We start from the raw sequence: 20,905 nt of genomic DNA on the forward strand, positions 1-20,905 counted from the left end.
GCAGTCGAATCGACTGAGGTCCTTGCCGTTAGCGGCCATGGGGGGGATTTCTGTAACCGCTTGGAAGTCGAGCAAGCAGAGCAGCAGAGCAGTCGAGCATGGCTCGACTCTACGGGGGGGGCGGGGTCAGCGCGGGGGCGCCCACTTTTCCAGGAAAGCGATGAAGCGGGCGCGCTGGTAGCCCTTGCCTTCGCCCTTGGGCTTTTCCAGTTCGCCGGTGAACTGCGACTGCAGCAGGGTGCCGTCGGCGTCCAGCACGAACAGGTGCGGGTAGCCCTTCACCTGCGGGTACTGCGACAGGAAGGCGGTGTTCTCGTTGTCTTCGCTGTAGTTCACCTTCATCCAGACGAAGTTCGCATCGCGCAGGCGGCGCACTTCGGCATCGCCCTCGATGAACGTGTCCATCAGGTGGCACCACGAGCACCACTCGCCGCCCACGTCCAGGATGATGCGCTTGTTGCCGCGCTGCGCTTCCACCTTGGCCGTTTCCAGATCGGCCTGCGGGTCGCGGGCCGGGTCGAAGCTGGCGTTGAGGCCGGCGATGGCGGCGATATCGGCCGCCGCCGGGGTGTTGCCCGAGGCCACCGGCACGCTGGGGTCAGCGGCCGGTGGCTCGGTGGGGCGGGTATCCAGGGGCTGGGTGGGTTCGGCCGGTGCCGGCGGCGGTTGCTGGGAACAGGCGCTGATCAGCGCTGCACACATCACGGCCACCACGGCCCTGCCGAACGTTGTACCCATGCCCACTGCCCTCGCGATTACTTGACGCCGTGCATCAGCTTGTTGATCAGCGGCGCGATCAGGAACAGGACCACGCCCGAACCGATCAACGCCCAGAACCCGAAGGTATACCCCTTCAGGGCCGATTCGATCGTCATGCCGCCTTCACCGCTGACCGCACCGGCGAAGATGCCCGACAGGTTGTTGCCGATGCCGGTGGACAGGAACCAGCCACCCATGCCGAAGCCGACTAGGCGCACCGGGGCCAGCTTGGTCACCATCGACAGGCCGATCGGCGACAGGCACAGCTCACCCACCGACTGGATGACGTAGACCATGAACAGGGTCCAGAACGGGATCTTGCCGTCCACGACCATCTGCGACAGGGCGAACATCAGCAGCGCGAACGCGGCGCCGTTGAACAGCAGGCCCAGGCCGAACTTGCGCGGGATGGACGGATTGGCGCGGCCCATGGCCACCCAGATCCAGGCAATGATCGGGGCCAGGGTGATGATGGCCACCGAGTTCACCGACTGGAACCACGCGGTCGGGAAGGTCCAGTCACCGAACTGGCGGTTGACGATGTTTTCGGCCAGGAAGGTGAACGAGCTGCCGGCCTGTTCGAAGAACATCCAGAACATCACGTTGAAGGCGAAGATGATCAGCATGGCGATCACGCGGTCGCGCTGCACCTTGCCCTCGCGGATGCCTTCCACCAGCAGCAGGATGGCCAGGGCGGTGAACATGGCGCCCAGGATCCAGGCCAGCGCGGTGGCGCCGGTGGCCAGCAGGAAGTAGGCCACCGGAATGGCGACCACGGCGCCGGCCAGCACCATCACGATGCGACCGAAGCCTTCGGCACCGGCCGGCGGTGCGCCAATGCCCTTCAGGCCGGCACGGCCGACGTAGAACCACACCAGCGAGATCAGCATGCCCACGCCCGAGGCGATGAACACGACCTTGTACGACGGCATTTCCGAGGTGCCGAACACCTTGCGCGCCAGCCATTCGGTCAGCACCGGGGCGATCATCGCGCCGATGTTGATGCCCATGTAGAAGATGGTGAAGCCGGAGTCGCGGCGTTCGTCCTTCAGGCCGTACAGCTTGCCCACCATGGTGGAGATGTTCGGCTTGAACAGCCCGTTGCCGACGATGATCGTGGCCAGGCCGAGCTTGAAGATGTGCTCCTGCGGCAGCGAGATCATGAACAGGCCGGCGGCCATGATGACCGCGCCGGTCAGGATCGAGCGCTGGTAGCCCAGCACCCGGTCGGCCACGTAGCCACCGAAGATGGCCGCGGCGTAGACCAGCGCCAGGTAGGCGCCGTAGATGCGGCTGGCATCGCCTTCACCGGCGGCATTGCCGCTGTAGAACTGCGAGACGATGTACAGGACCAAGGCCCAGCGGATGCCGTAGAACGCAAAGCGTTCCCAGAATTCGGTCATGAACAGCATCCACAGCGGGCGCGGGTGGCCCAGCGTGGTCTTGAAGTCCGGCAGCGCCGGTTCTGGGGTGTTCGCAGTGGCGTCTAGGCTCATGCGGGTTTCCTGGTTCGGTGGATGGACGGCACATCCGCTGTGCGCTGGAGCAACGCGCGAGGATCACCGACTTGTGGCGTTCACGTCAAATACACGCCGTTTGAGGCAGGTCACGACCTGCTCGCTGAACTTGCATCTGAAACGATCCAGCCGGTCGCGGCAGGTCAAGCTGAATGGGGATCAGGCCTGATCTGCCGGGGGCCCGGCCTGCAGGGTGCTGCGCACCTGGAACAGTTCGGGGAAGAAGGTCAGCTCCAGCGCCTGTCGCAGGAAGCCCACGCCGGACGAGCCACCGGTGCCGCGCTTGAAGCCGATCACCCGCATCACCGTGCGCATGTGGCGGAAGCGCCAGAGCTGGAACGCGGTTTCCAGGTCCACCAGGTCCTCGCACAGCGAATACTCGCGCCAGTAGCGGTCGGTGTCCTGGTAGATGCGTTCGAACACCGGCTGCAGGGCATCGTCGGCCACGTGCGGCTGGGTCCAGTCGTGGCTGTCGTACAGCGCCGGCACGGCGTGGCCGAAGCGGGCCAGGTACTTCAGGAATTCCTCGTACAGGCTGGGCGCTTCCAGCACGGTGCGCAGCTGCGCCTGGCCGGCCGGGTCGTGCTCGAACACCTGCAGCATCTGCGCGTTCTTGTTGCCCAGCAGGAACTCGATGTAGCGGTACTGCAGCGACTGGAAGCCCGAGGACGGGCCCAGCACATCGCGGAAGCCCATGTACTCGGACGGGGTCAGGGTTTCCAGCACCGACCACTGTTCGGTCAGCTGGCGCAGCACCTGCTTGCTGCGGGCCAGCACCTTGCGGCACTGCCAGACCTCGTCGCGCTGCAGGAAGCCGATCGCCGCACGCAGCTCGTGGCCCAGCAGCTTCAGCCACAGCTCCGAGGTCTGGTGCTGGATGATGAACAGCATCTCGTCGTGGTGCGGCGGGTTGGACAGCGGCTGCTGCGCGCTCAGCAGCTGGTCCAGCCGCAGGTAGCCGCCGTAGGTCAGGCGCCCCTGCAGATCGGTGTGGATACCAGCTTCGAGATCGCGTTGGTTGTTGTCGACGGACATGGGCGGGACCAGATCAGGGGCGGCAAGGGTAACGCGTTGCCGCCGCGCTGGCAGCGGCGCCTACCGTACCGGGGCGTGCGGTGGCCCGTGGAGCCAGCCGCGAGCCCCCGGCTGCGCGTGGAACCGTTTGCGCCGTTGCGCCAGCAGTCAGCCAAAGGCGTATTCTGATGCTTTGCAGCAACGACTGAATACGTTGTTGTTATTGGCCCCCCACCCGTCGGCAGGGGTACAACGGGGAATCGCCGTGTTGCGCCGCAGGAAGGCTATTTCGTACGCCTTCCTTAACATGGCGATTCATATCATTTGTAACTTCTCTGTCGAAGGTGCAGTACGCAATGACGGTAGCCGCCGAGTTCAAGATCGAATACCTGCAGTACCTGGACGCGGACGGCACGCTCGTCCGCAACGACCTGCCCGAATCCCTGAAGGATCCGGCTGTCCTGGTGCCGCTGTTCAAGCAGATGCTGTACGTGCGCACGTTCGACAGCAAATCCATCGCGCTGCAGCGCACCGGCAAGCTGGGCACCTATGCCGCCTGCCTGGGCCACGAGGCCGCGCACGTGGGCATTGGCGCCGCGATGAAGCAGGGTGACGTGTTCGCCCCAAGCTACCGCGAGTACGGCGCCATGTTCATGCGTGGCGTGCGCCCGTACGACGTGCTGATGTACTGGGGCGGCGACGAGCGCGGCAACGACTACACCGGCAACGCGGTGAAGGACTTCCCGTTCTGCGTGCCGATTTCCACCCAGTGCCTGCATGCCGCCGGCGCTGCGCTGAAGTTCAAGTTGAACAACGAAGCGCAGATCGCGGTGGCGGTGTGCGGCGATGGCGGCAGTTCCAAGACCGACTTCTACGCTGCACTCAATTCGGCCGGTGCCTACAAGCTGCCGCTGATCCTGTGCATCGTCAACAACGGTTGGGCCATCTCGGTGCCGCGCTCGGCCCAGACCGGTGCCGAAACGCTGGCGCAGAAGGGTCTGGCCGGCGGCCTGCACTGCCTGCAGGTGGACGGCAACGACCTGATTGCGGTGCTGGCCGCGATGGAACAGGCGCGCGAACGCGGCCTGGCCGGCGAAGGCGGCACGGTGCTGGAACTGATGACCTACCGCCTGTCCGACCACACCACCGCCGACGACGCCCGCCGCTACCGCGACGACGCCGAAGTGAAGGACGCCTGGACCCGCGAGCCGATGCTGCGCCTGCGCAAGTACCTGGTCGCCCAGGGCGTGTGGAGCGAAGCAGAAGAAAAGACCTGGGTCGAGCAGTGCGCGGCCAAGGTGGACGAGGAAGTGAACCAGTACCTCAACACCCCGGTGCAGCCGGTCGAGGCCATGTTCGACTACCTGTATGCCGACCCGCCGGCGGACCTGCTGGCCCAGCGCGCGGCTGCCATTGCCCTGGAGCAGCGCCATGGATGAGATCAAGCACGGCGCTTCCGCTTCCCAGGCCAATGCCGCCGACAGCGCCGCTGTCGCCGGTGGAGACATCGCAATGACCGCTACCCCCATCACCCTGATCGAAGCCATCACCCAGGCCCTTGCCTGGGAGCTGGAACACGACCCGTCGGTGCTGGTGCTGGGCGAGGACGTGGGCGTGAACGGCGGCGTGTTCCGCGCCACCGCCGGCCTGCAGCAGCGCTTCGGTTCGCAGCGCATCCTCGACACCCCGCTGGATGAAACCACCATTGCCGGCCTGACCGTCGGCCTGGCCGCACAGGGCATGAAGCCGGTGGCCGAAGCCCAGTTCGACGGCTTCGTCTACCCGATGGTGGACCACATCATCTGCCACGCCGCGCGCCTGCGTACCCGTACCCGTGGCCGCCTGCACTGCCCGATGGTGCTGCGCGTGCCGTGGGGCGGCGGCATCCGCGCGCCGGAACACCACAGCGAAGCCAACGAATCGATCTTCACCAACGTGCCGGGCCTGCGCGTGGTGCTGCCGTCCAGCCCGCAGCGTGCCTATGGCCTGCTGCTGGCCGCCATGCGCGATCCCGATCCGGTGATCTACATGGAACCAAAGCGCATCTACCGCCAGTACAAGGAAGTGGTCGTCAACGACGGCGAAGCGCTGCCGCTGGACGTCTGCTTCGTGCTGCGCGACGGCACCGACGTGACCCTGGTTGCCTGGGGCGCACAGGTGAAGGAAGCGCTGGAAGCGGCCGACAAGCTGGCCGGCGAAGGCATCAGCGCAGAGGTGATCGACGTTGCCACCCTGCGCCCGCTGGACTTTGCCACCATCGCCGAATCGGTGGCCAAGACCGGCCGCTGCGTGGTCGTGCAGGAAGCGCCGAAGACCGCTGGTTTCGGTGCCGAGATTGCCGCCCGCCTGGCCGAAGAATCGCTGTATGACCTGCTGGCCCCGGTCGAGCGCGTTACCGGCTACGACACCCACATTCCGCTGTTCCGCCTGGAAATGAAGTACCTGCCCAGCGTGGACCGGATCGTGACCGCGGCCAAGCGCGCGGTGGCGGCGGGCTGACATGCGGGCCCGCCTGCTGGGGGCTTACCGCAGCCAATATTCCAATCCGCTCCGGTTCCGCACCGGCCAGATCGTCGAAGTGGGTGTACGTGACGAAGAATGGCCGGCGTTTGCCTGGGTACGCAGCAACGATGGGCGCGCCGGTTGGGCGCCCGTCGCCTGGCTGCAGCCGCTGGACGAAGGTCGCGCCGAAGCCCTGCGCGACTACGACGCCCGCGAGCTGGATGTGGAAAGCGGCGAGATGGTGAAGCTGCATCACGAACATGGTGGGTGGTGGTGGTCCGAGCGCGCCAACGGCGCGACGGGCTGGCTGCCGGCCCGCGAACTGGAACTGCTGGAAGAGAACTGCACATGAGCCAGACCAAGAACTTCAACCTGCCCGACCTGGGCGAAGGCCTGCCGGACGCAACCATCGTGGAATGGTTCGTGAAGGAAGGCGATGTGATCAAGCTGGACGAACCGCTGGTGTCGATGGAAACGGCCAAGGCCGTGGTGGAAGTGCCCTCGCCGGTGTCCGGCAAGGTGCTGAAGCTGTCCGGCGCGGCCGGCGACATCATTCCCACCGGTTCGGTGCTGGCCAGCTTCGAGATCGACCCGAACCTGCCGCAGCGCGCCGATGGCCAGGACACCGGCCACAGCCACGGCCATGCCCCGGCACCGGCTGCTGCCGCACCCACCCCGCCGCCCATTCCGACGGCCGCCCCGACGGCAGCCCCGGCCGTGGCCGAAGAAGCCAAGGCCGAGCGCGATGACGCCGGCACCGTGGTCGGCGCCATGCAGAGCTCCAACGCCGTGCATACCGAACAGGCGCTGGCCGTCGGTGGCGTCAAGGCCGTGCCGGCCGTGCGTGCCACCGCGCGCAAGCTGGGCGTGGACCTGTCGCGCGTGCGTGCCACCGGCGCCGATGGCGCGGTGACCATGGCCGACGTGAAGCAGGCCGCTGCCAACGGCACCGCCAAGCTGGGTGCCGCCCCGGCACCGGTGGCTGCCGCTGCGTATGCCGCGCCGGCCCCGGCGCAGGTGTCGGCCCCGGTGCAGAGCGAAGCCCGCACCCCGCTGTCCGCCGCCGGCAAGCCCATGCGTACCCAGCCGCCGGGCGTGGTCGCCAAGGGCCAGCCGGAACCGCTGAAGGGCGTGCGCCGCAACATGGCGCGGGTGATGGCCGACGCGCACAGCAAGGTCGTGCCGACCACGCTGAACGACGACGCCGACATCCACGCCTGGCTGCCGGGCAACGACGTGACCGCGCGCCTGGTGCGTTCGATCGTGGTGGCCGCGCAGAAGGTGCCGGCCATGAACGCCTGGTTCGACGGTGAGGCACTGACCCGCACCCTGCACGCGCAGGTGGACATCGGCATTGCCGTGGACACCGACGACGGCCTGTTCGTGCCGGCCCTGCGCAATGCCGACATGCTCGACGCCCGCGGCATCCGCGAAGGCGTGAACCGTCTGCGCGAGCAGGTGGAATCGCGTTCCATCGCCGCCTCGGAACTGAGTGGCTACACCATCTCGCTGTCCAACTTCGGCATGTTCGCCGGCCGCTACGCCACCCCGGTGGTCGTGCCGCCGTGCGTGGCCATCGTCGGTGCCGGCCGTGCCCGCCACCAGATGACCCCGGTGATGGGCGGCGTGGAAGCGCACAAGGTCATCCCGCTGTCGGTCACCTTCGACCACCGCGCGGCGACCGGCGGCGAAGCGGCCCGCTTCCTGCGCGCGATGATGGACGACCTGGCACTGGCCAGCTGATCGACCCATTGATGGGTGGGTGTTGACTGAAAAACGCCGGGCACTGCCCGGCGTTTTTTGTGGGCGAAATGTGGCGATGAGCTGCCTTGGCATTTGCCTTGGTAGAGTCGAGCTTGCTCGACTGCTGTTCGCGAAAAGCAAAGGCAGTCGAGCAAGCTCGACTCTACGAAAAGCGAAGAGCGAAGAGCAAAGAGCGAAAATCAGAACCCGTTAGACTGCCTTGGCATTTGCCTTGGTAGAGTCGAGCTTGCTCGACTGCTGTTCGCGAAAGGCAAAGGCAGTCGAGCAAGCTCGACTCTACGAAAGGCGAAAGGCGAAGAGCGAAAATCAGAACCCGTTGTGCAACGCATTTCGGATTGGTTGCATGGAATCCCAGGCCAAGCTCCGTAACATCGAGGCTCTTGCCCTGCGCAATATCCCATGCCGAATTCAACCGCGATCATTGACGCGTTCCTGGCCCAGGGCGCCCTGCTGTTTCGCGAGCGGCCATTCGGTCCATTGCCATCCCTGGACGAACCACTGGACCAGCTCCCGATTCCGACGCTGATCTATCTGCGCTGGTTGGCCTCCTGGGATGCCTTCATCGATCATTCCATTGGGTCGACAATCGCTCACTCGGACTCCCCTCTGGAACTCGCCACAGACCTGCGGGCGACGTTTCATGAGGCGATCCCTGGCCATGCGCTCCGCGAGGGTGCTCTGAACTTTACGGTCGAGTACTTCAGCCCGCAGGCGATCTACCTCTCTGATTTTTCCTCGATTTTTCTGTATGCCCCCCTGCCATCGCAGGACAACGCGTGGGTTGGGGAGAACGAGATGTGGACGCTTCTGGATGCCCGATTCGCTTCCTGGAAGGGCGGAGAATCATCATTGCAGAAGCCCAATCCGTCCGATTCAGAGTTCCAAAGGAATTCCGAAGAATCCACCAACGTCATTGCGCAGATGACGCCCGAGGCGTGGATCTCACGCCTCGAGATGGTCTCTTCCGCTGTGCAGGATCACGAAGGCAGCGTCGCCTACGCAAACCATTTCTACGTACCGATGGTTGGCAATCCCACCGATGACGTGGTCGCGGCTGTTTTCCGTGAGTTTCTCAGGCATCCACCGCACGACCGTTCACTGCTCTGCGCAGCGGAGAATTTCCTGGGGGAGGTTCCATTCCTGCAGTATGCGGCCACCTACGCGATCACCGTGTCGCAGCTGCTGGATGTCGCCCCTCGATTCGCCCTCGACCTTCTTGACTATCCGGGGTGTGCGCTGAAGAAACGGCAGATACGGCAGCTTCTTGGAGAGATCCGGCGCAAGAACCCACAGCGGGATGTCATTCATGAACTTGGCGAACTTGCCATTGAATGGAACGCCGACGGCGATGAGCCCTTCGCCAGCGTAGTAGCAGAACGGCGGTAGGAGCCGGCCGCCGCCGGCTCCCCCTCCGGTCAATCGCGCGCGACCAGGCCCTCGGCACGGCTGTACACGCGCAGGCGGTGGCCATCGGGGTCGACACCCACGAAGGTGTGGCCGAATTCCAGGGTCACCGGTGTCTGGGTGATCTGCACCCCGAGTGCGCGCCACGCGTCATGCAGCTGCTGCACTTCACTTGGATTGGCGACCACCATCGCCAGTTCGGCGGCGCCGGGCTGCGCGGACACCTGCGGCTGCACATCGTCCCGCTGCCACAGGCCCAGCGCGGCGCCGTCGCCGAGCAGGAACAGCGCGAAGCCAGGCGACTGCTCGACAGGCGCCGTGCCGAGAACGCCACGGTAGAAGCTGACGCTGGTGGCGACATCGCGCACATACTGCAGCAGAGTGGTGGGCTTGAACATGGAGAAGCTCCGTTGTTGGGAGCGTTCATCGTGGTCCAACCCTGCTGACAGTTCCTGTCAGTAGCGCCGAGCTTGCTGGACGGTTATGTACCGTGCCGCTGCCTTGTAGAGTCGAGCTTGCTCGACTGCTCTGCGCAAAGATCAGGAACAGTCGAGCAAGCTCGACTCTACGAAGACGAAAGATCCAGCCAGTCCGGCGCGATGCCCTGCGCCTTCTGCCAACGCCGCAGCAGGGTGGCGCGTGGCACCGGATAGCCTGCTCCAGATACGCATGGCTGGCAGATGCGGTCCAGGCGGAAGTGGCGGAAGTCCTCGCGCTCCTCGCACCATGCCGCCAGCACCACCACTTCATCGAAGTACCCCAGTGCGAAAGGCCACACGATGCGCTCAGTGCGTTGGCCGCGAGCATCCTGATAGCTGAACTGCAGCCGCTGCTGCGCCCCCACCGCCTCGCGCACCGCTTGCAGCCGCGCCGGCGGGACGTTGGCGCTCGTGCGCGATGGTCCCACACGTAGTCCGTTGTCACGCAGCGCTTCGCGGCGTGCGGCCGGCAGCACGTAGGCAATGCGTGCCAGAGCATCGCGTGCCGCCTCGGCCAATGCCGGTTCGGTGCGCGCGGCTACCCAGCGCAGCCCGAGCACCAGCGCATCGATCTCGGCGGGAGGCAGGGTCAGGGGCGGCAGGACATCGCCGGGAACCAGCTGGTAGCCGACACCCGCCTCCCCGCGCAGGTCGGCGCCCTGCGCACGCAGGGTTTCAATATCGCGATAGAGCGTACGCAGGCTGATGCCCAATGCGTCGGCCAGTACCCGCCCAGATACCGGGCGCCGATATCGGCGCAGCCGTTGCAGCAGTTGGGTCAGGCGCAGCGCACGCGACATCAGCCCACCAGATCCCGCGATGGCACGATGTGCTCGCCCGGTGCCGGGGCCAGTGCGGCATCCACCAGTGCTTTGGCAATACGCTCGGCCGGGTTGATCCGCCAGGCCCGGGGCAGCACCGGGTCCAGCGCGCCCAGCACCTTCAGCGCGAACGCTTCGCCACGGCGCACCTGCTGGCGATGGCCGCCAATCAAGCCGGGCCGCACCAGGGTGAGCGAGGCGAACTCCAGCGCCCGCAGGTCGCGCTCCAGCTCGCCTTTCACCCGGCTGTAGAACACTGCCGAACGCGGGTTGGCCCCGGCCGCGGAATTCAGCACGAAGGCGCGGGCGCCCTGGGTGCGGGCCGCATGGGCGAAGGCCAGCGGGTAGTCGTGGTCGATCCGGTAGAACGCCTCGCGGCTGCCGGCCTGGGCCATGGTGCTGCCCAGGGCGCAGATGACCGCGTCCACCTGCGCCCAGTCCGGCGCCTCGGGCACTGCGTCAAAGGACAGCACGGGCGCGTGCAGCTTGGCATCACGCCAGTCCAGCGGCCGTCGCGTGGGTGCCACCACGGCACGGCAGCGCGGGTCGTCCAGCAGCATCGGCAGCGCCAGACCACCGACCAGCCCGGTCGCCCCCAGCAACATCACACGCATACCCACCCCCACTGCTGCATTCTGTGGCCCCATGCTATCCGTTCAAGCCGTGCGCGGCCGCGCCGATATGCTGGAACCAGCCCCTGCCACCCCCGGGATTCGCTCCATGACGGACCAGCCAGACCACCGCCCTGCCCCCGGCACCGCCCTTGGGCCGCCGGCGCGCGTCCGCGCGGTGGTGGACGATGGCCGGGCCGACCGGGTGGTGCTGCAGGGCGGCGGCGGCGTGGCCCTGCAGCAGCTGTTCGCCGGCGCCGATGCGCCCGAGCCGCTGCTGGCCGCCTTCGCCAACGGCATGGCCACCCTGCCCGGCGAGCTGGGCGACATGGGCGACCGCCTGCAGTCGGCCCAGGCCAGCGCCGATTGGCCGCGCTATGGCCGGGCCATGCGCCAGCTGATCGACAAGTACATCCGCACCATCGAACAGCACTCCCCCGATGGCCAGCCCGAAAGCCTGCGCCTGTCCGAACAGTTGCGGCTGCTGCTGGGCGGTGCGGTGGTGGCCCTGCTGCAGCACGACCCCGACCTGCGCGAGCAGGCCCAGGCGCTGGCAACGCGCCTGCGCCAGTGGCAGCCCGGCGTGGCACTGGAACCCATCGAACAGGGCGTGCGCGAACTCGGCCACCAGGTGGGGGTGCGCGCGGAAAGCTGGCAGGAACAGCAAGCCCTGCTGCTGGAACTGTTCGCCCTGCTGCTGGAAAACGTAAGCGAGCTGCTGGACGACCGCAGCTGGCTGCAGGGCCAGATCACCGCCGTGCAGCAGCTGCTGACCGGCCCGTTGGACACCGAAGCGGTGGAACGCACCCGCGCCGAACTGCGCGAAGTGATCTACAAGCAGGGGCTGCTGCGCCAGGGCATCGATGAATCCAAGGCTGCCATGCGCGGGCTGATGGGCGAGTTCATCGAACGCATGGATGGCATGGCCACCAGCACGGGCGAATACCACGACCGTATCGGCAGCTATGCGCTGCAGCTGCGCGAAGCACGCAGCATCGCCGATCTGAACCAGCTGCTGCAGGAAGTGATGCATGACACGGGCAAGGTTCAGCAGCAGGCGGCGCAGGCACGCGACCATCTGGCCAGCGCGCGCGCCGAAGTGGAACGCGCCGAACAGCGCATCACCGAGCTGGAACAGGAACTGCGCGAGGCCGGAGACCTGGCCCGCATCGATCCGCTGACCCAGGCCCTGAACCGCCGCGGCCTGGACGAACTGCTGCAGCGCGAGCTGGCCCGTGCGGCACGCAACAACACGCCGCTGGGGCTGGCGGTGATCGATCTGGACGACTTCCACCAGACCAACGAGGCCCACGGGCACGCCGGTGGCGATGCGCTGCTGCAGCACCTGGTGTCGGTGTGCCGGCTGCTGCTGCGGGCCACCGATGGCGTGGCCCGCCTGGGCGGCGATGAATTCGTGCTGGTGCTGCCCGATGCACAGGGCGCAGACAGCATGGCCACGGTCCAGCGTCTGCAGCGTTCACTGGCCCATCGTGTGCTGACCGTGCGCGACCAGCGCGTGCCGGTGCATTTCAGCGCTGGCTTGGCGCAGTGGCAACCCGGCGACGATGCACAGAGCCTGCTGCGGCGTGCCGATGATGCGCTGTACGAGGCCAAGCGCCACGGAAAGAACCGCGTGCAGGCGGGATGATGCGATCCGCCGGGCCGATTCGCACGGAAAACCTGCCTTGGCAACGGCGCCGACCAAGGTCGGCCACCGCCAGATCAGCGGGAAGAAGACCTGCTTTGGTAGATGCCAACCTTGGTTGGCATGCAGGGGTTCACGGGGCCGACCAAGGTCGGCCACTACCAGAGCAGCTGGAAGAAGACCTGCTTTGGTAGATGCCAACCTTGGTTGGCATGCAGGGGTTCACGGGGCCGACCAAGGTCGGCCACTACCAGAGCAGCAGCGTCTTGCGGAAAACCCTGCTTTGGTAGATGCCAACCTTGGTTGGCATGAGCAGCCGCTGCTACCGCCCGCGCAGCTTCTGGAAGCCAGTCACGGCGGCCAGCACGATGGCGCCGGCCACGATACCCACCACCATGTTCGCCGCCGCGCTGATCAGCCAGCCCCACTGCCCTTCCCCGCCCATCGCCTGCACCGCGTGGTGCAGCGCCGGGATGTTGTGCACCAGGATGCCGCCGCCCACCAGGAACATGGCGATGGTGCCGGCCACCGACAGGAACTTCATCAGCCACGGCGCCGAGCGCACCAGGCCCCGGCCGAACGCGGCCACCGCCCCGCCCTTGCGCGACAGGTACAGGCCCACGTCGTCCAGCTTCACGATGCCGGCCACCAGGCCGTAGACGAACACCGTCATCGCCAGCGCCACCACGGTCAGGGTCAGCACCTGCTGGGTGAACGAGGCCACGGCCACCACGCCCAGGGTCAGCACGATGATCTCGGCGGACAGGATGAAGTCGGTGCGGACCGCGCCCTTCACCTTGTCCTTTTCCCACGCCACCATGTCCACCTGTTCATCAGCCAGCGCCTTGCGGCGTTCGGCCTGGTGCTCGGCGTCCTCGTCGGCGGAATGCAGGAAGCGGTGCGCCAGCTTTTCCACGCCTTCAAAGCACAGGAAGGCGCCGCCGATCATCATCAGCGGCACGATCAGCGGCACGTTCCAGCCACGGCTGTGCAGCCAAGCTTCCAGCGCGCTGATCGCCAGCGCCGCCGGCACCAGGATCACCTTGTTCACCAGCGAGCCCTTGGCCACGGCCCACACCACCGGCAGTTCGCGGTTGGCGTTCACGCCGGTCACCTGCTGCGCGTTCAGGGCCAGATCGTCGCCCAGTACGCCGGCGGTCTTCTTCGCGGCAACCTTGGTGAGGATCGAGACGTCGTCCAGCAGGGTGGCGATATCGTCGAGCAGGGCAAACAGACTGGCACCGGCCATGGCACTTCCAGAGAGGGAATGGACGGATTCTGACCGATCAGGGGCAACGGCGGTAGCGGGTTCACCGCGCGCCTACCGCACTGCGGGGACACTGGGCGCGTTGCCAAATCCGCCGGGCATGGCCCGGCGCTACCCGCACAGGGTGTCCGCCGGGCGTGGCCCGGCGCTACCAACAGGGTGCCGTCGCTTTCAAGGAGTGTCGTTTGAGCAAGCCGTCCACCGCCCCGGGCAATCCCCCGCTGGTCAAGGGTATGAACCGGCGCAGCCAGATCCTGCGCCTGCTGATGCGCTATCGCCATTCCGGCGTGTTTTCCGGCATGAACCTGGATGCGGCGGGCAGCCATACCGACGTGCCGCCCGACGGCAATCCCGAACAGTTCGTCAGCGACCTGGAAGCGCTGGGGCCCACGTTCGTGAAGCTGGGGCAGATGCTGTCCACCCGCCCGGACATGGTGCCGGTGGAATTCGCCACCGCGCTGGAGCGCATGCAGGAAAAGGTGGCCGCCATTCCGGTGCAGCGCATCCACGCCATCGTGGAGCAGGAACTGGGCGCGCCGGTGAACAAGCTGTTCGCCTCGTTCGACCCGGAACCACTGGGCTGCGCCTCCATTGCGCAGGTGCATCGCGCCGTGCTGCGCGACGGGCGCCAGGTGGCGGTGAAGGTGCAGAAGCCAGAAGTGGCCGCGCAACTGCGCTCGGACCTGGAAGCGCTGCGCAGCTTCGCCCTGGCCGCCGACCACCTGACCCAGGTGGGCCGCCGTGTGCGCCTGCGCGACTGGTTGAACGAGTTCGCCAAGACCCTGATGCAGGAACTGGATTACCACGCCGAGGCCGAGAACCTGGCGCGCTTCGGTCGTCACCTGAAGCCGTTCCGTCGCCTGTGGGTGCCGCAGCCGCTGTGGGATTTCAGCAGCCAGCGCGTGCTGACCATGGAACTGGCCACTGGCGTGCGCGTGGACGCGATTCCCGGTGTGCGCCGCACCGAACAGGCGATGGACCCGCTGGCCGCCGCGCTGATCCGCGGCTACCTGGACCAGATCTTCGTGCATGGCGAAATCCACGCCGATCCGCACCCGGGCAACCTGCGCGTCACCCCGGACGGGCGCCTGGCCATCTTCGACCTGGGCATGGTGGCGCACATGCCACCGCGGCTGCGCGAGCGCCTGCTGAAGATCCTGTTCGCCGCCGTCGATGGCCGCGGCGAAGAAGTGGCCGACGATCTGATCAGCATCAGCACGCGGCTGGAAGCCTTCGACGAGGAGCGCTACCTGCGCGAAACCGGCCAGTTGATCGCGCGCTACGCGGCCAACGGCAATTTCTCCGAAGGCCGCGTGGTGCTGGACATGGTGCGCATCGCCACCTCATGCGGGTTGCGCACACCGCCGGAACTGAGCCTGCTGGGCAAGGCGCTGCTGAACCTGGAAACGGTGTGCCGCCTGCTGGCGCCGGATCTGGATACCCGACGCATCGTCGAACGCCAGCTCCAGCACGTGATGCGTGCGCGCCTGAAGAAGTCGCTTTCGGCTGCCAACCTGGCCAGCGAAGCGATGGAGCTGCAGCAGCTGCTGCGCGACGGGCCGCGCAAGTTGTCGGACATCATGGCGCTGCTCGCCGAGAACCGCCTGCAGATGAAGGTGACCGGGCTGGAAGAATCGCGGCTGATGGAAAACCTGCAGAAGATCGCCAACCGCGTGGCGGCGGGCATCATCAGTGCGGCACTGATCATGGCCGCGTCTCTGATGATGAAGCTGGAGACTGGCTGGCATGTGTTCGGCTACCCCGCCATCGCGCTGCTGTTGATGCTGATCGGCGTGGTATTGGGCTTGGGCATCGTTACCAGCGCACTGCTGTTTGATCGCCGTGCACGCGCACGCGAAGAACGCGGGCATCGCTGAAGCAGGCAGTGCGTGCACCGTCTTAATGAAATCGCGTAGCTGTTTTCACGCTGGTTTTACCAATACGGCGCGATTTCACATCATGTAACGAACAAACATTTCAGTCAGGTTCGCGCAGGCATGATCGGGTCATCGACCTGTCATGTGTGTGTGCTTGCGGCAGCGTCGGTCGAATGGACACGCGTCGGTACGACGTCCATCACCACCACCCCGTCACTGCCGAAGCTGCCTATGCTCTGGATTCTGCTGCTGTCGCTGTTGCTGCTGGCCTGGTTGTTCCTCGCGTCCGATAAGTGGGTGTGGTGGAAGGCTGCCTTGTTCTCGCTGCTGCTGCTGTCGCTCAGTGCCTGGTGGCTGATCGACAAGCTCTCCGGCGATGGCCTGAATGCGGCCACCCTGTACCACCTGGGTGCCGACATGGAAGGCGCCGGCGTAGCCGACTTCAAGGGCTATATCGCTGGCTTCGTGGTGCTGGCACTGGTGTCGCTGCTGCCGCTGTTCGCCACCCGGGTGAAGCGCTGGCGCCGCCCCGGCCGTGGCGCAGCCTGGTTCGCAGGCTTTGCCGTGGTGTGGATGGCCACGATATTCATCAGCCCGCTGGCGCGCGATGGCCAGCGTCTGTACCAGCAGCTGCGCCCGGTCGACTTCGCGCGCATCGCCCCCGAGTACCAGGTGCCCACGCAGCCGCTGCAGCGCCCGCGCAACGTGGTGTGGATCTACGGCGAGAGCCTGGAACGCACCTACCTGGATGAGAACGTGTTCCCGGGGCTGATGCCCAACATCAATCGCCTTGCCAGCCAGTCGCTGGATGTGCGCGGCCTCGCTTCGGCCGAAGGCAGCGGCTGGACCATTGCCGGCCTGGTGTCGTCGATGTGCGGCGTGCCGCTGACCACCTCGCCCGGTGATGAGAACAGCATGGACCGCATGGGCAGCTTCCTGCCCAAGGCCGTGTGCCTGGGCGATTACCTGAAGCAGCAGGGCTACACCAACCACTACCTGGGCGGTGCCAACGGCCGCTTCGCTGGCAAGGGCCAGTTCCTGGCCAGCCACGGCTTCGACGAAGTACACGATCTGGACTGGTTCAAGCAGCAGAAGAAGATCGGCCGCGTGCATTACTCGCCGTGGGGCGTGCATGACGACGTGCTGCTGGATACCGCCTACCAGCGGTTCGAACAGCTCTCGCGCAAGGGCGAGCCGTTCATGCTGACCACGCTGACCATGGATACCCACCACCCGGCCGGGCACCTGCCGGTGGCCTGCAAGGGCCAGCGCTACCAGAGCCAGTACGGCAACATCAACATGCTCAATGCGCTCAAGTGCAGCGACCGGTTGATCTCGCAGCTGGTGCAGCGCATCCAGGCCAGCCCATACGGCAAGGACACGCTGATCGTGATCGCCTCCGATCACCTGGCCATGCCCAACGACCTGAGCCACATCCTGACCCGGCAGAAGCGCGAGAACCTGCTGCTGTTCCTGGGCGATGGCATTGCTCCGCGCCAGCTGGCCACCGAGGCCGGCACCACGCTGGATTCGGGCGCCACCCTGCTCAGCCTGCTGGACCCGAACCTGAAGACCATGGGCTTTGGCCGTTCGCTGATCGACACCGAGCGCGCGCCCAGCGCCAGCGTGGCCACCCGCCGCGATGGCGGCCGCGATTACCCGCAGTACCTGGCCTTCGCCCGTTCGCTGTGGCTGGGCGAGCCGACCCGCGAACTGAAGATCGATGGCGATGACCAGGTGGTGGTGGGCCTGCAGCAGGTGCAGCCGCCGGTGCTGCTGGAGTACGACAAGGATTGGGCGCTGAAGTCGGTGTACCTGGAAAACACCTCGCGCCAGTTCGACGATGCTGACCCGGACAATACGCTGGCCTACGTGGACCGCTGCACGGCATTCGAGGACGGTTCGGCCGACGGCGACTGGTGCGCGCTGCTGGTGAACCGCGACAACGGCATCAAGCTGTACCGCGACGACGATCTGCGCGGTGGCATTGCCGTGGACGCGCCGCTGGAAGCCTTCCAGGGGCCGCGCCCCAGCGTGCGCCAGGCGCACATGATCACCCAGAAGGGCCGCCGCACCCGCGCCGGCCAGTACATGCTGCAGCTGGTGGCCAGCACGCGCCCGGACCGTGGCTTCTGGATCGAAGCGGTGTCGTCGCAGCGCAAGGTGGTGCTGGCCCAGCAGTGGGTGCAGCCGGATGCCGACGGCAAGATCAACGTCTCGTTCGGTCTGGACCACGAAGTGGACGATCTGGAAATCCGCGCGTGGTTGAACCATGCCGAGAAGCTGGCCGTGGATACCTTCGCCCTGGTGCCCTCGCGCGGCAGACCGCGGGGGTAAAGGGGGGTGCGGCAGGGCTGCGCCCTGCACCTGCTCAATGCAACGGCAACGGCAACGGCAACGGCAGAAGCGTGCATTACGTGGGATGGTGGGGCGGTGTCGACCTTGGTCGACACATCTGTCAGATATCGAGTTGCTTCTGGGGTCAGATCCGTTTTCCTACGGAAAACGGATCTGACCCCAAGCGCATTCCCCACAGATCGCGGCCAACTGTCGAAGGCGGGGTGGGTCCGGTTGCGGCGTCCCCCGCAACCGGACCCACCCCGCCAACCCTCAGCCCACCCGCCTTTGACGTTGCTTCAGTCGAGCATGGCTCGACTCTACAGCGGGTGCAGGGCTGCAAGCCCTGCAGACAAAAGCTCCCTTACTCCGCTGGGGTGTCGCGTACCAGGTGGATGTCGGTCGGGGTGGACAGCGGAATATCCCGTTCGGCCAGGATCTGCAGCAGGCTGAAATATAGATCGCTGCGCGTGCCGTACACCTGCCGCGGGCTGGCCACGTAAGCGAAGCTGTTGAACGTGATCTGGCCACCGGCAATGCTGTCGATATACACCGACGGCGCCGGCTGCTGCAGCACCGACGTGTGCGCACCATAGGCATCCAGCAGCGCCTGCCGCAGCCCCGCCACATCGGTACTGGTGGGCACCGCGAACTGGATCTGGATCCGGCCCTGGTTGTTGCCCATCGTCATGTTGCGGATCGTCTTGGTGATCAACTCCGAATTCGGCACGATCAGCGTGGACTTGTCACCCACCTGGATCTCGGTCGAACGCACGTTGATGCGGCGGATGTCACCTTCCTGGTCCCCCAGCTTCACCCAGTCGCCAATCTTCACCGGCCGCTCGGCCAGCAGGATCAGACCGGAAACGAAGTTCTGGATGATCGCCTGCAGGCCGAAACCGATACCCACCGACAGCGCGCTGACCAGCAGCGCCAGGTTCTTCAGGTTCAGGCCCATCGCGGTCAGCGCCCACAGGCCCACCAGGATGATGCCCACGTAGCCGGCAATCGTGCTGATCGAGTTGCGCGCGCCCAGGTCCAGCTCGGTCTTGGGCAGGTAGGTGTCGGTCAGCCAGCGCTGCATCAGCTGGGTCAGGCCGATGCCCACCAGCAGCACCAGCACACCGGTGACGATGCGGCCCGGCTGCAGCGTCAGGTCCTTGTTGATCACGATGCCGTTGGCCAGCGAGCCGATGCGCTCGACGATCGTGCCGATGTTGCCGAACGGCGCTGCCAGCGCCAGCAGTGCGATCAGCACCACCAGGGTACGCAGCATCGCCGACAGCAGCACGCCGGCCTGCTCCAGCCGCGACACGCTCAGGCCGGTGCTGAGCAGGATGGTCTGGCCCACCTTGCTGTCGGCGTTCAGCAGCCAGGTGCAGAAGTCATCGACGAACTTGAACAGCAGCATGGCGGCCATCACCACGATGGTGCCGCCGATCAGTTGCTGGTTCACGAACTTGGCGAAGTTCACGTAGCCCAGCAGGGTGGCGATGATCGCCGCCACCACCGCTGCGTTGCCGGCCACGCGGGCCAGCACCAGCCAGCTGCCACGCCGCACCGGGGTCGCCACGGTCTGGCCGTCGGCCTGCGCTTCCAGCTTGGCTTCGGCCTCGGCGGTCTGCCGGCGGTGCAGGCGCGCCAGGGTCACAAGCATGGCCATGATCAGGCCCAGGTAGGTCAGCGCGATCACACCATCCAGCGCCACCGTGGTGACATCGCTGGTGCGCGTGGCGCGGTCGATGGCCACCAGCACCGTGCTCAGCCAGGCCAGCGCTGCCGCGCCCCAGGCGTACTTGCGCAGCTTCAGCGCCGCGGTGTCATCCAGGTTCAACAGGCGCCACGAGGGCCGCGTGGGCACCAGCAGGCAGGCACTGAGCGCGGCAATGAAAGCGGCGGCGAAGGTGGCCTGCTGCACGCCTTCGGCCACGGTCTGCAGGCGCGGGGCGATGGCGCCGATGGCATTCAACGAAGCGATGAACACCACCACCGCGTAGCCCGGCAACAGGGTGCCCACCAGCAGCAACCACATGGCCAGGCCGGAACGGCGCAGGCGCCCGTCCGGGGCGCGCTCGGACGCGGCGAAACGCCGGCCCAGCGAGCGCAGCCACAGGCGCAGCGGGAACATCATCACCAGCGCGGCCAGCAGGCCCAGCAGCGGCGTGCTCCAGCCTTCCTTGCGCAGCGCAGCAGCCAAGGCATCGCGGCCCTGCTCGGCCAACGGCATCACCCGGGCAACGTCGATCGGTAGCTGCTTGGCGACCTTGCGCCACAGCGAGGGCGACAACGGCGAATCCACCTTCTGGCCCAGCTCCTCGGTGCGCTGGGCGGTGCGCTGCTTGTCGATATCGGTGGCCAACTGGCCGGCGCGCACGGCGCTGGCCTTGGCCTGGGCGATGGACGCGGCAAGCGCATCGCGCTGGCGGGTCAGGTTACGGCGCTGTGCCGCCAGTTCGGGCAGCTCGGTGCTGCCGTCGGGCGCCGGGCCAAGCTGGCTCAGCTGCTCGTTCAACTGATCCAGCTGCGGCTGCAGACTCTTGTCCAGCGCCTCGGCATCGCGGCGCGCCTGCGAAGCGGTTTCGGACAGCATCGCCAGCGTTTCGATGGCGTCGGCGGCGTCGCGCTTGCGCTCCACATCCTTCAGGCTGGCCTCGATGCTGGCCAGCTGCTGCTTCGGCGTGGGATCGTCATCCTGGGCCAGCACCGGCGCGGCCAGCAGCAGCGCACCACACAACAGCAGCGCCAGCGACGGGCCACGTTTCAGGATCGTTCGGAAGAAGGAAAGCAAGCCAGCCACACCGGTTCACGCGGACCACCGCGCCTGCGCGCGACTATACGGCACAGGGGGTAACGCCCGCGTAGAGTCGAGAAAAGCAGTCGAGCAAGCTCGACTCTACCGCCCCTTCGT

16 protein-coding genes are annotated in these 20,905 nt (G+C 66.4%); 8 read left to right on the top strand and 8 right to left on the bottom strand.

Annotation, left to right across the window (positions count from 1 at the left end; all coding sequences use genetic code 11):
• Positions 1-126: 126 nt before the first annotated feature.
• The 3 genes from C1933_RS18380 to C1933_RS18390 all read right to left on the bottom strand — a co-directional run bounded on the left by C1933_RS18380 (position 127) and on the right by C1933_RS18390 (position 3,311).
• Positions 127-738, bottom strand: coding sequence for a thioredoxin family protein (locus C1933_RS18380; protein WP_108754409.1), 612 nt, complete (start codon positions 736-738; stop codon positions 127-129).
• Between the two features lie 17 nt (positions 739-755).
• Positions 756-2,255: an oligopeptide:H+ symporter gene (locus C1933_RS18385; protein WP_108754410.1), complete on the bottom strand. Its 1,500-nt coding sequence runs from the start codon at positions 2,253-2,255 to the stop codon at positions 756-758.
• A 180-nt stretch (positions 2,256-2,435) separates the two neighbouring features.
• A complete protein-coding gene (locus C1933_RS18390; protein WP_108754411.1) occupies positions 2,436-3,311 on the bottom strand; it encodes a tryptophan 2,3-dioxygenase family protein in 876 nt (291 codons plus the stop codon).
• Positions 3,312-3,646: 335 nt separating this feature from the next.
• Here C1933_RS18390 and pdhA point away from each other — a divergent pair, with 335 nt between their 5' ends.
• The 5 genes from pdhA to C1933_RS18415 all read left to right on the top strand — a co-directional run bounded on the left by pdhA (position 3,647) and on the right by C1933_RS18415 (position 8,942).
• Positions 3,647-4,729, top strand: coding sequence for a pyruvate dehydrogenase (acetyl-transferring) E1 component subunit alpha (pdhA, locus tag C1933_RS18395; RefSeq protein ID WP_108754412.1), 1,083 nt, complete (start codon positions 3,647-3,649; stop codon positions 4,727-4,729).
• A complete protein-coding gene (locus C1933_RS18400; protein ID WP_108751115.1) occupies positions 4,722-5,789 on the top strand; it encodes an alpha-ketoacid dehydrogenase subunit beta in 1,068 nt (355 codons plus the stop codon). Before pdhA ends, C1933_RS18400 begins: the two co-directional genes overlap by 8 nt.
• 1 nt (position 5,790) lies before the next feature.
• Positions 5,791-6,144 carry an SH3 domain-containing protein gene (locus tag C1933_RS18405; protein WP_108751116.1) on the top strand — a complete coding sequence of 118 codons (354 nt, stop codon included), beginning with the start codon at positions 5,791-5,793 and terminating at the stop codon, positions 6,142-6,144.
• Positions 6,141-7,535, top strand: coding sequence for a dihydrolipoamide acetyltransferase family protein (locus tag C1933_RS18410; RefSeq protein ID WP_108754413.1), 1,395 nt, complete (start codon positions 6,141-6,143; stop codon positions 7,533-7,535). Before C1933_RS18405 ends, C1933_RS18410 begins: the two co-directional genes overlap by 4 nt.
• A gap of 420 nt (positions 7,536-7,955) precedes the next feature.
• Positions 7,956-8,942, top strand: a complete 987-nt coding sequence (locus tag C1933_RS18415; RefSeq protein ID WP_108754414.1) for a hypothetical protein — start codon at positions 7,956-7,958, stop codon at positions 8,940-8,942.
• Between the two features lie 29 nt (positions 8,943-8,971).
• Here the strand turns inward: C1933_RS18415 and C1933_RS18420 are convergent, their stop codons facing one another.
• From C1933_RS18420 to C1933_RS18430, 3 genes are all read right to left on the bottom strand, one after another.
• Positions 8,972-9,358, bottom strand: coding sequence for a VOC family protein (locus C1933_RS18420; protein ID WP_108754415.1), 387 nt, complete (start codon positions 9,356-9,358; stop codon positions 8,972-8,974).
• Positions 9,359-9,525: 167 nt separating this feature from the next.
• A complete protein-coding gene (locus tag C1933_RS18425) occupies positions 9,526-10,239 on the bottom strand; it encodes a YafY family protein (RefSeq protein ID WP_108754416.1) in 714 nt (237 codons plus the stop codon).
• Positions 10,239-10,874, bottom strand: a complete 636-nt coding sequence (locus C1933_RS18430; RefSeq protein ID WP_108754417.1) for an NAD-dependent epimerase/dehydratase family protein — start codon at positions 10,872-10,874, stop codon at positions 10,239-10,241. The genes C1933_RS18425 and C1933_RS18430 overlap by 1 nt, the downstream gene beginning before the upstream one ends.
• Before the next feature lie 106 nt (positions 10,875-10,980).
• Between C1933_RS18430 and C1933_RS18435 the strand changes: the two genes are divergently transcribed.
• Entirely contained in the window at positions 10,981-12,519 is a 1,539-nt protein-coding gene (locus C1933_RS18435; protein WP_108751120.1) for a GGDEF domain-containing protein, read from the top strand.
• A 319-nt stretch (positions 12,520-12,838) separates the two neighbouring features.
• Here the strand turns inward: C1933_RS18435 and C1933_RS18440 are convergent, their stop codons facing one another.
• Positions 12,839-13,765, bottom strand: a complete 927-nt coding sequence (locus C1933_RS18440) for a DUF808 domain-containing protein (RefSeq protein WP_108754418.1) — start codon at positions 13,763-13,765, stop codon at positions 12,839-12,841.
• A 251-nt stretch (positions 13,766-14,016) separates the two neighbouring features.
• Here C1933_RS18440 and C1933_RS18445 point away from each other — a divergent pair, with 251 nt between their 5' ends.
• Together C1933_RS18445 and C1933_RS18450 are read left to right on the top strand one after the other, a co-directional pair.
• Positions 14,017-15,660: an AarF/UbiB family protein gene (locus tag C1933_RS18445; protein WP_234412399.1), complete on the top strand. Its 1,644-nt coding sequence runs from the start codon at positions 14,017-14,019 to the stop codon at positions 15,658-15,660.
• Between the two features lie 231 nt (positions 15,661-15,891).
• Complete coding sequence (locus C1933_RS18450) at positions 15,892-17,997, top strand: phosphoglycerol transferase I (RefSeq protein ID WP_108754420.1); 2,106 nt, start codon at positions 15,892-15,894, stop codon at positions 17,995-17,997.
• A 364-nt stretch (positions 17,998-18,361) separates the two neighbouring features.
• Here C1933_RS18450 and C1933_RS18455 read toward each other — a convergent pair whose 3' ends face one another.
• A complete protein-coding gene (locus tag C1933_RS18455; RefSeq protein ID WP_199911387.1) occupies positions 18,362-20,794 on the bottom strand; it encodes a DUF3772 domain-containing protein in 2,433 nt (810 codons plus the stop codon).
• Positions 20,795-20,905 lie beyond the last annotated feature (111 nt).

Source organism: Stenotrophomonas sp. ZAC14D2_NAIMI4_6 (genome assembly GCF_003086875.1).
Classification (GTDB): Bacteria; Pseudomonadota; Gammaproteobacteria; order Xanthomonadales; family Xanthomonadaceae; genus Stenotrophomonas.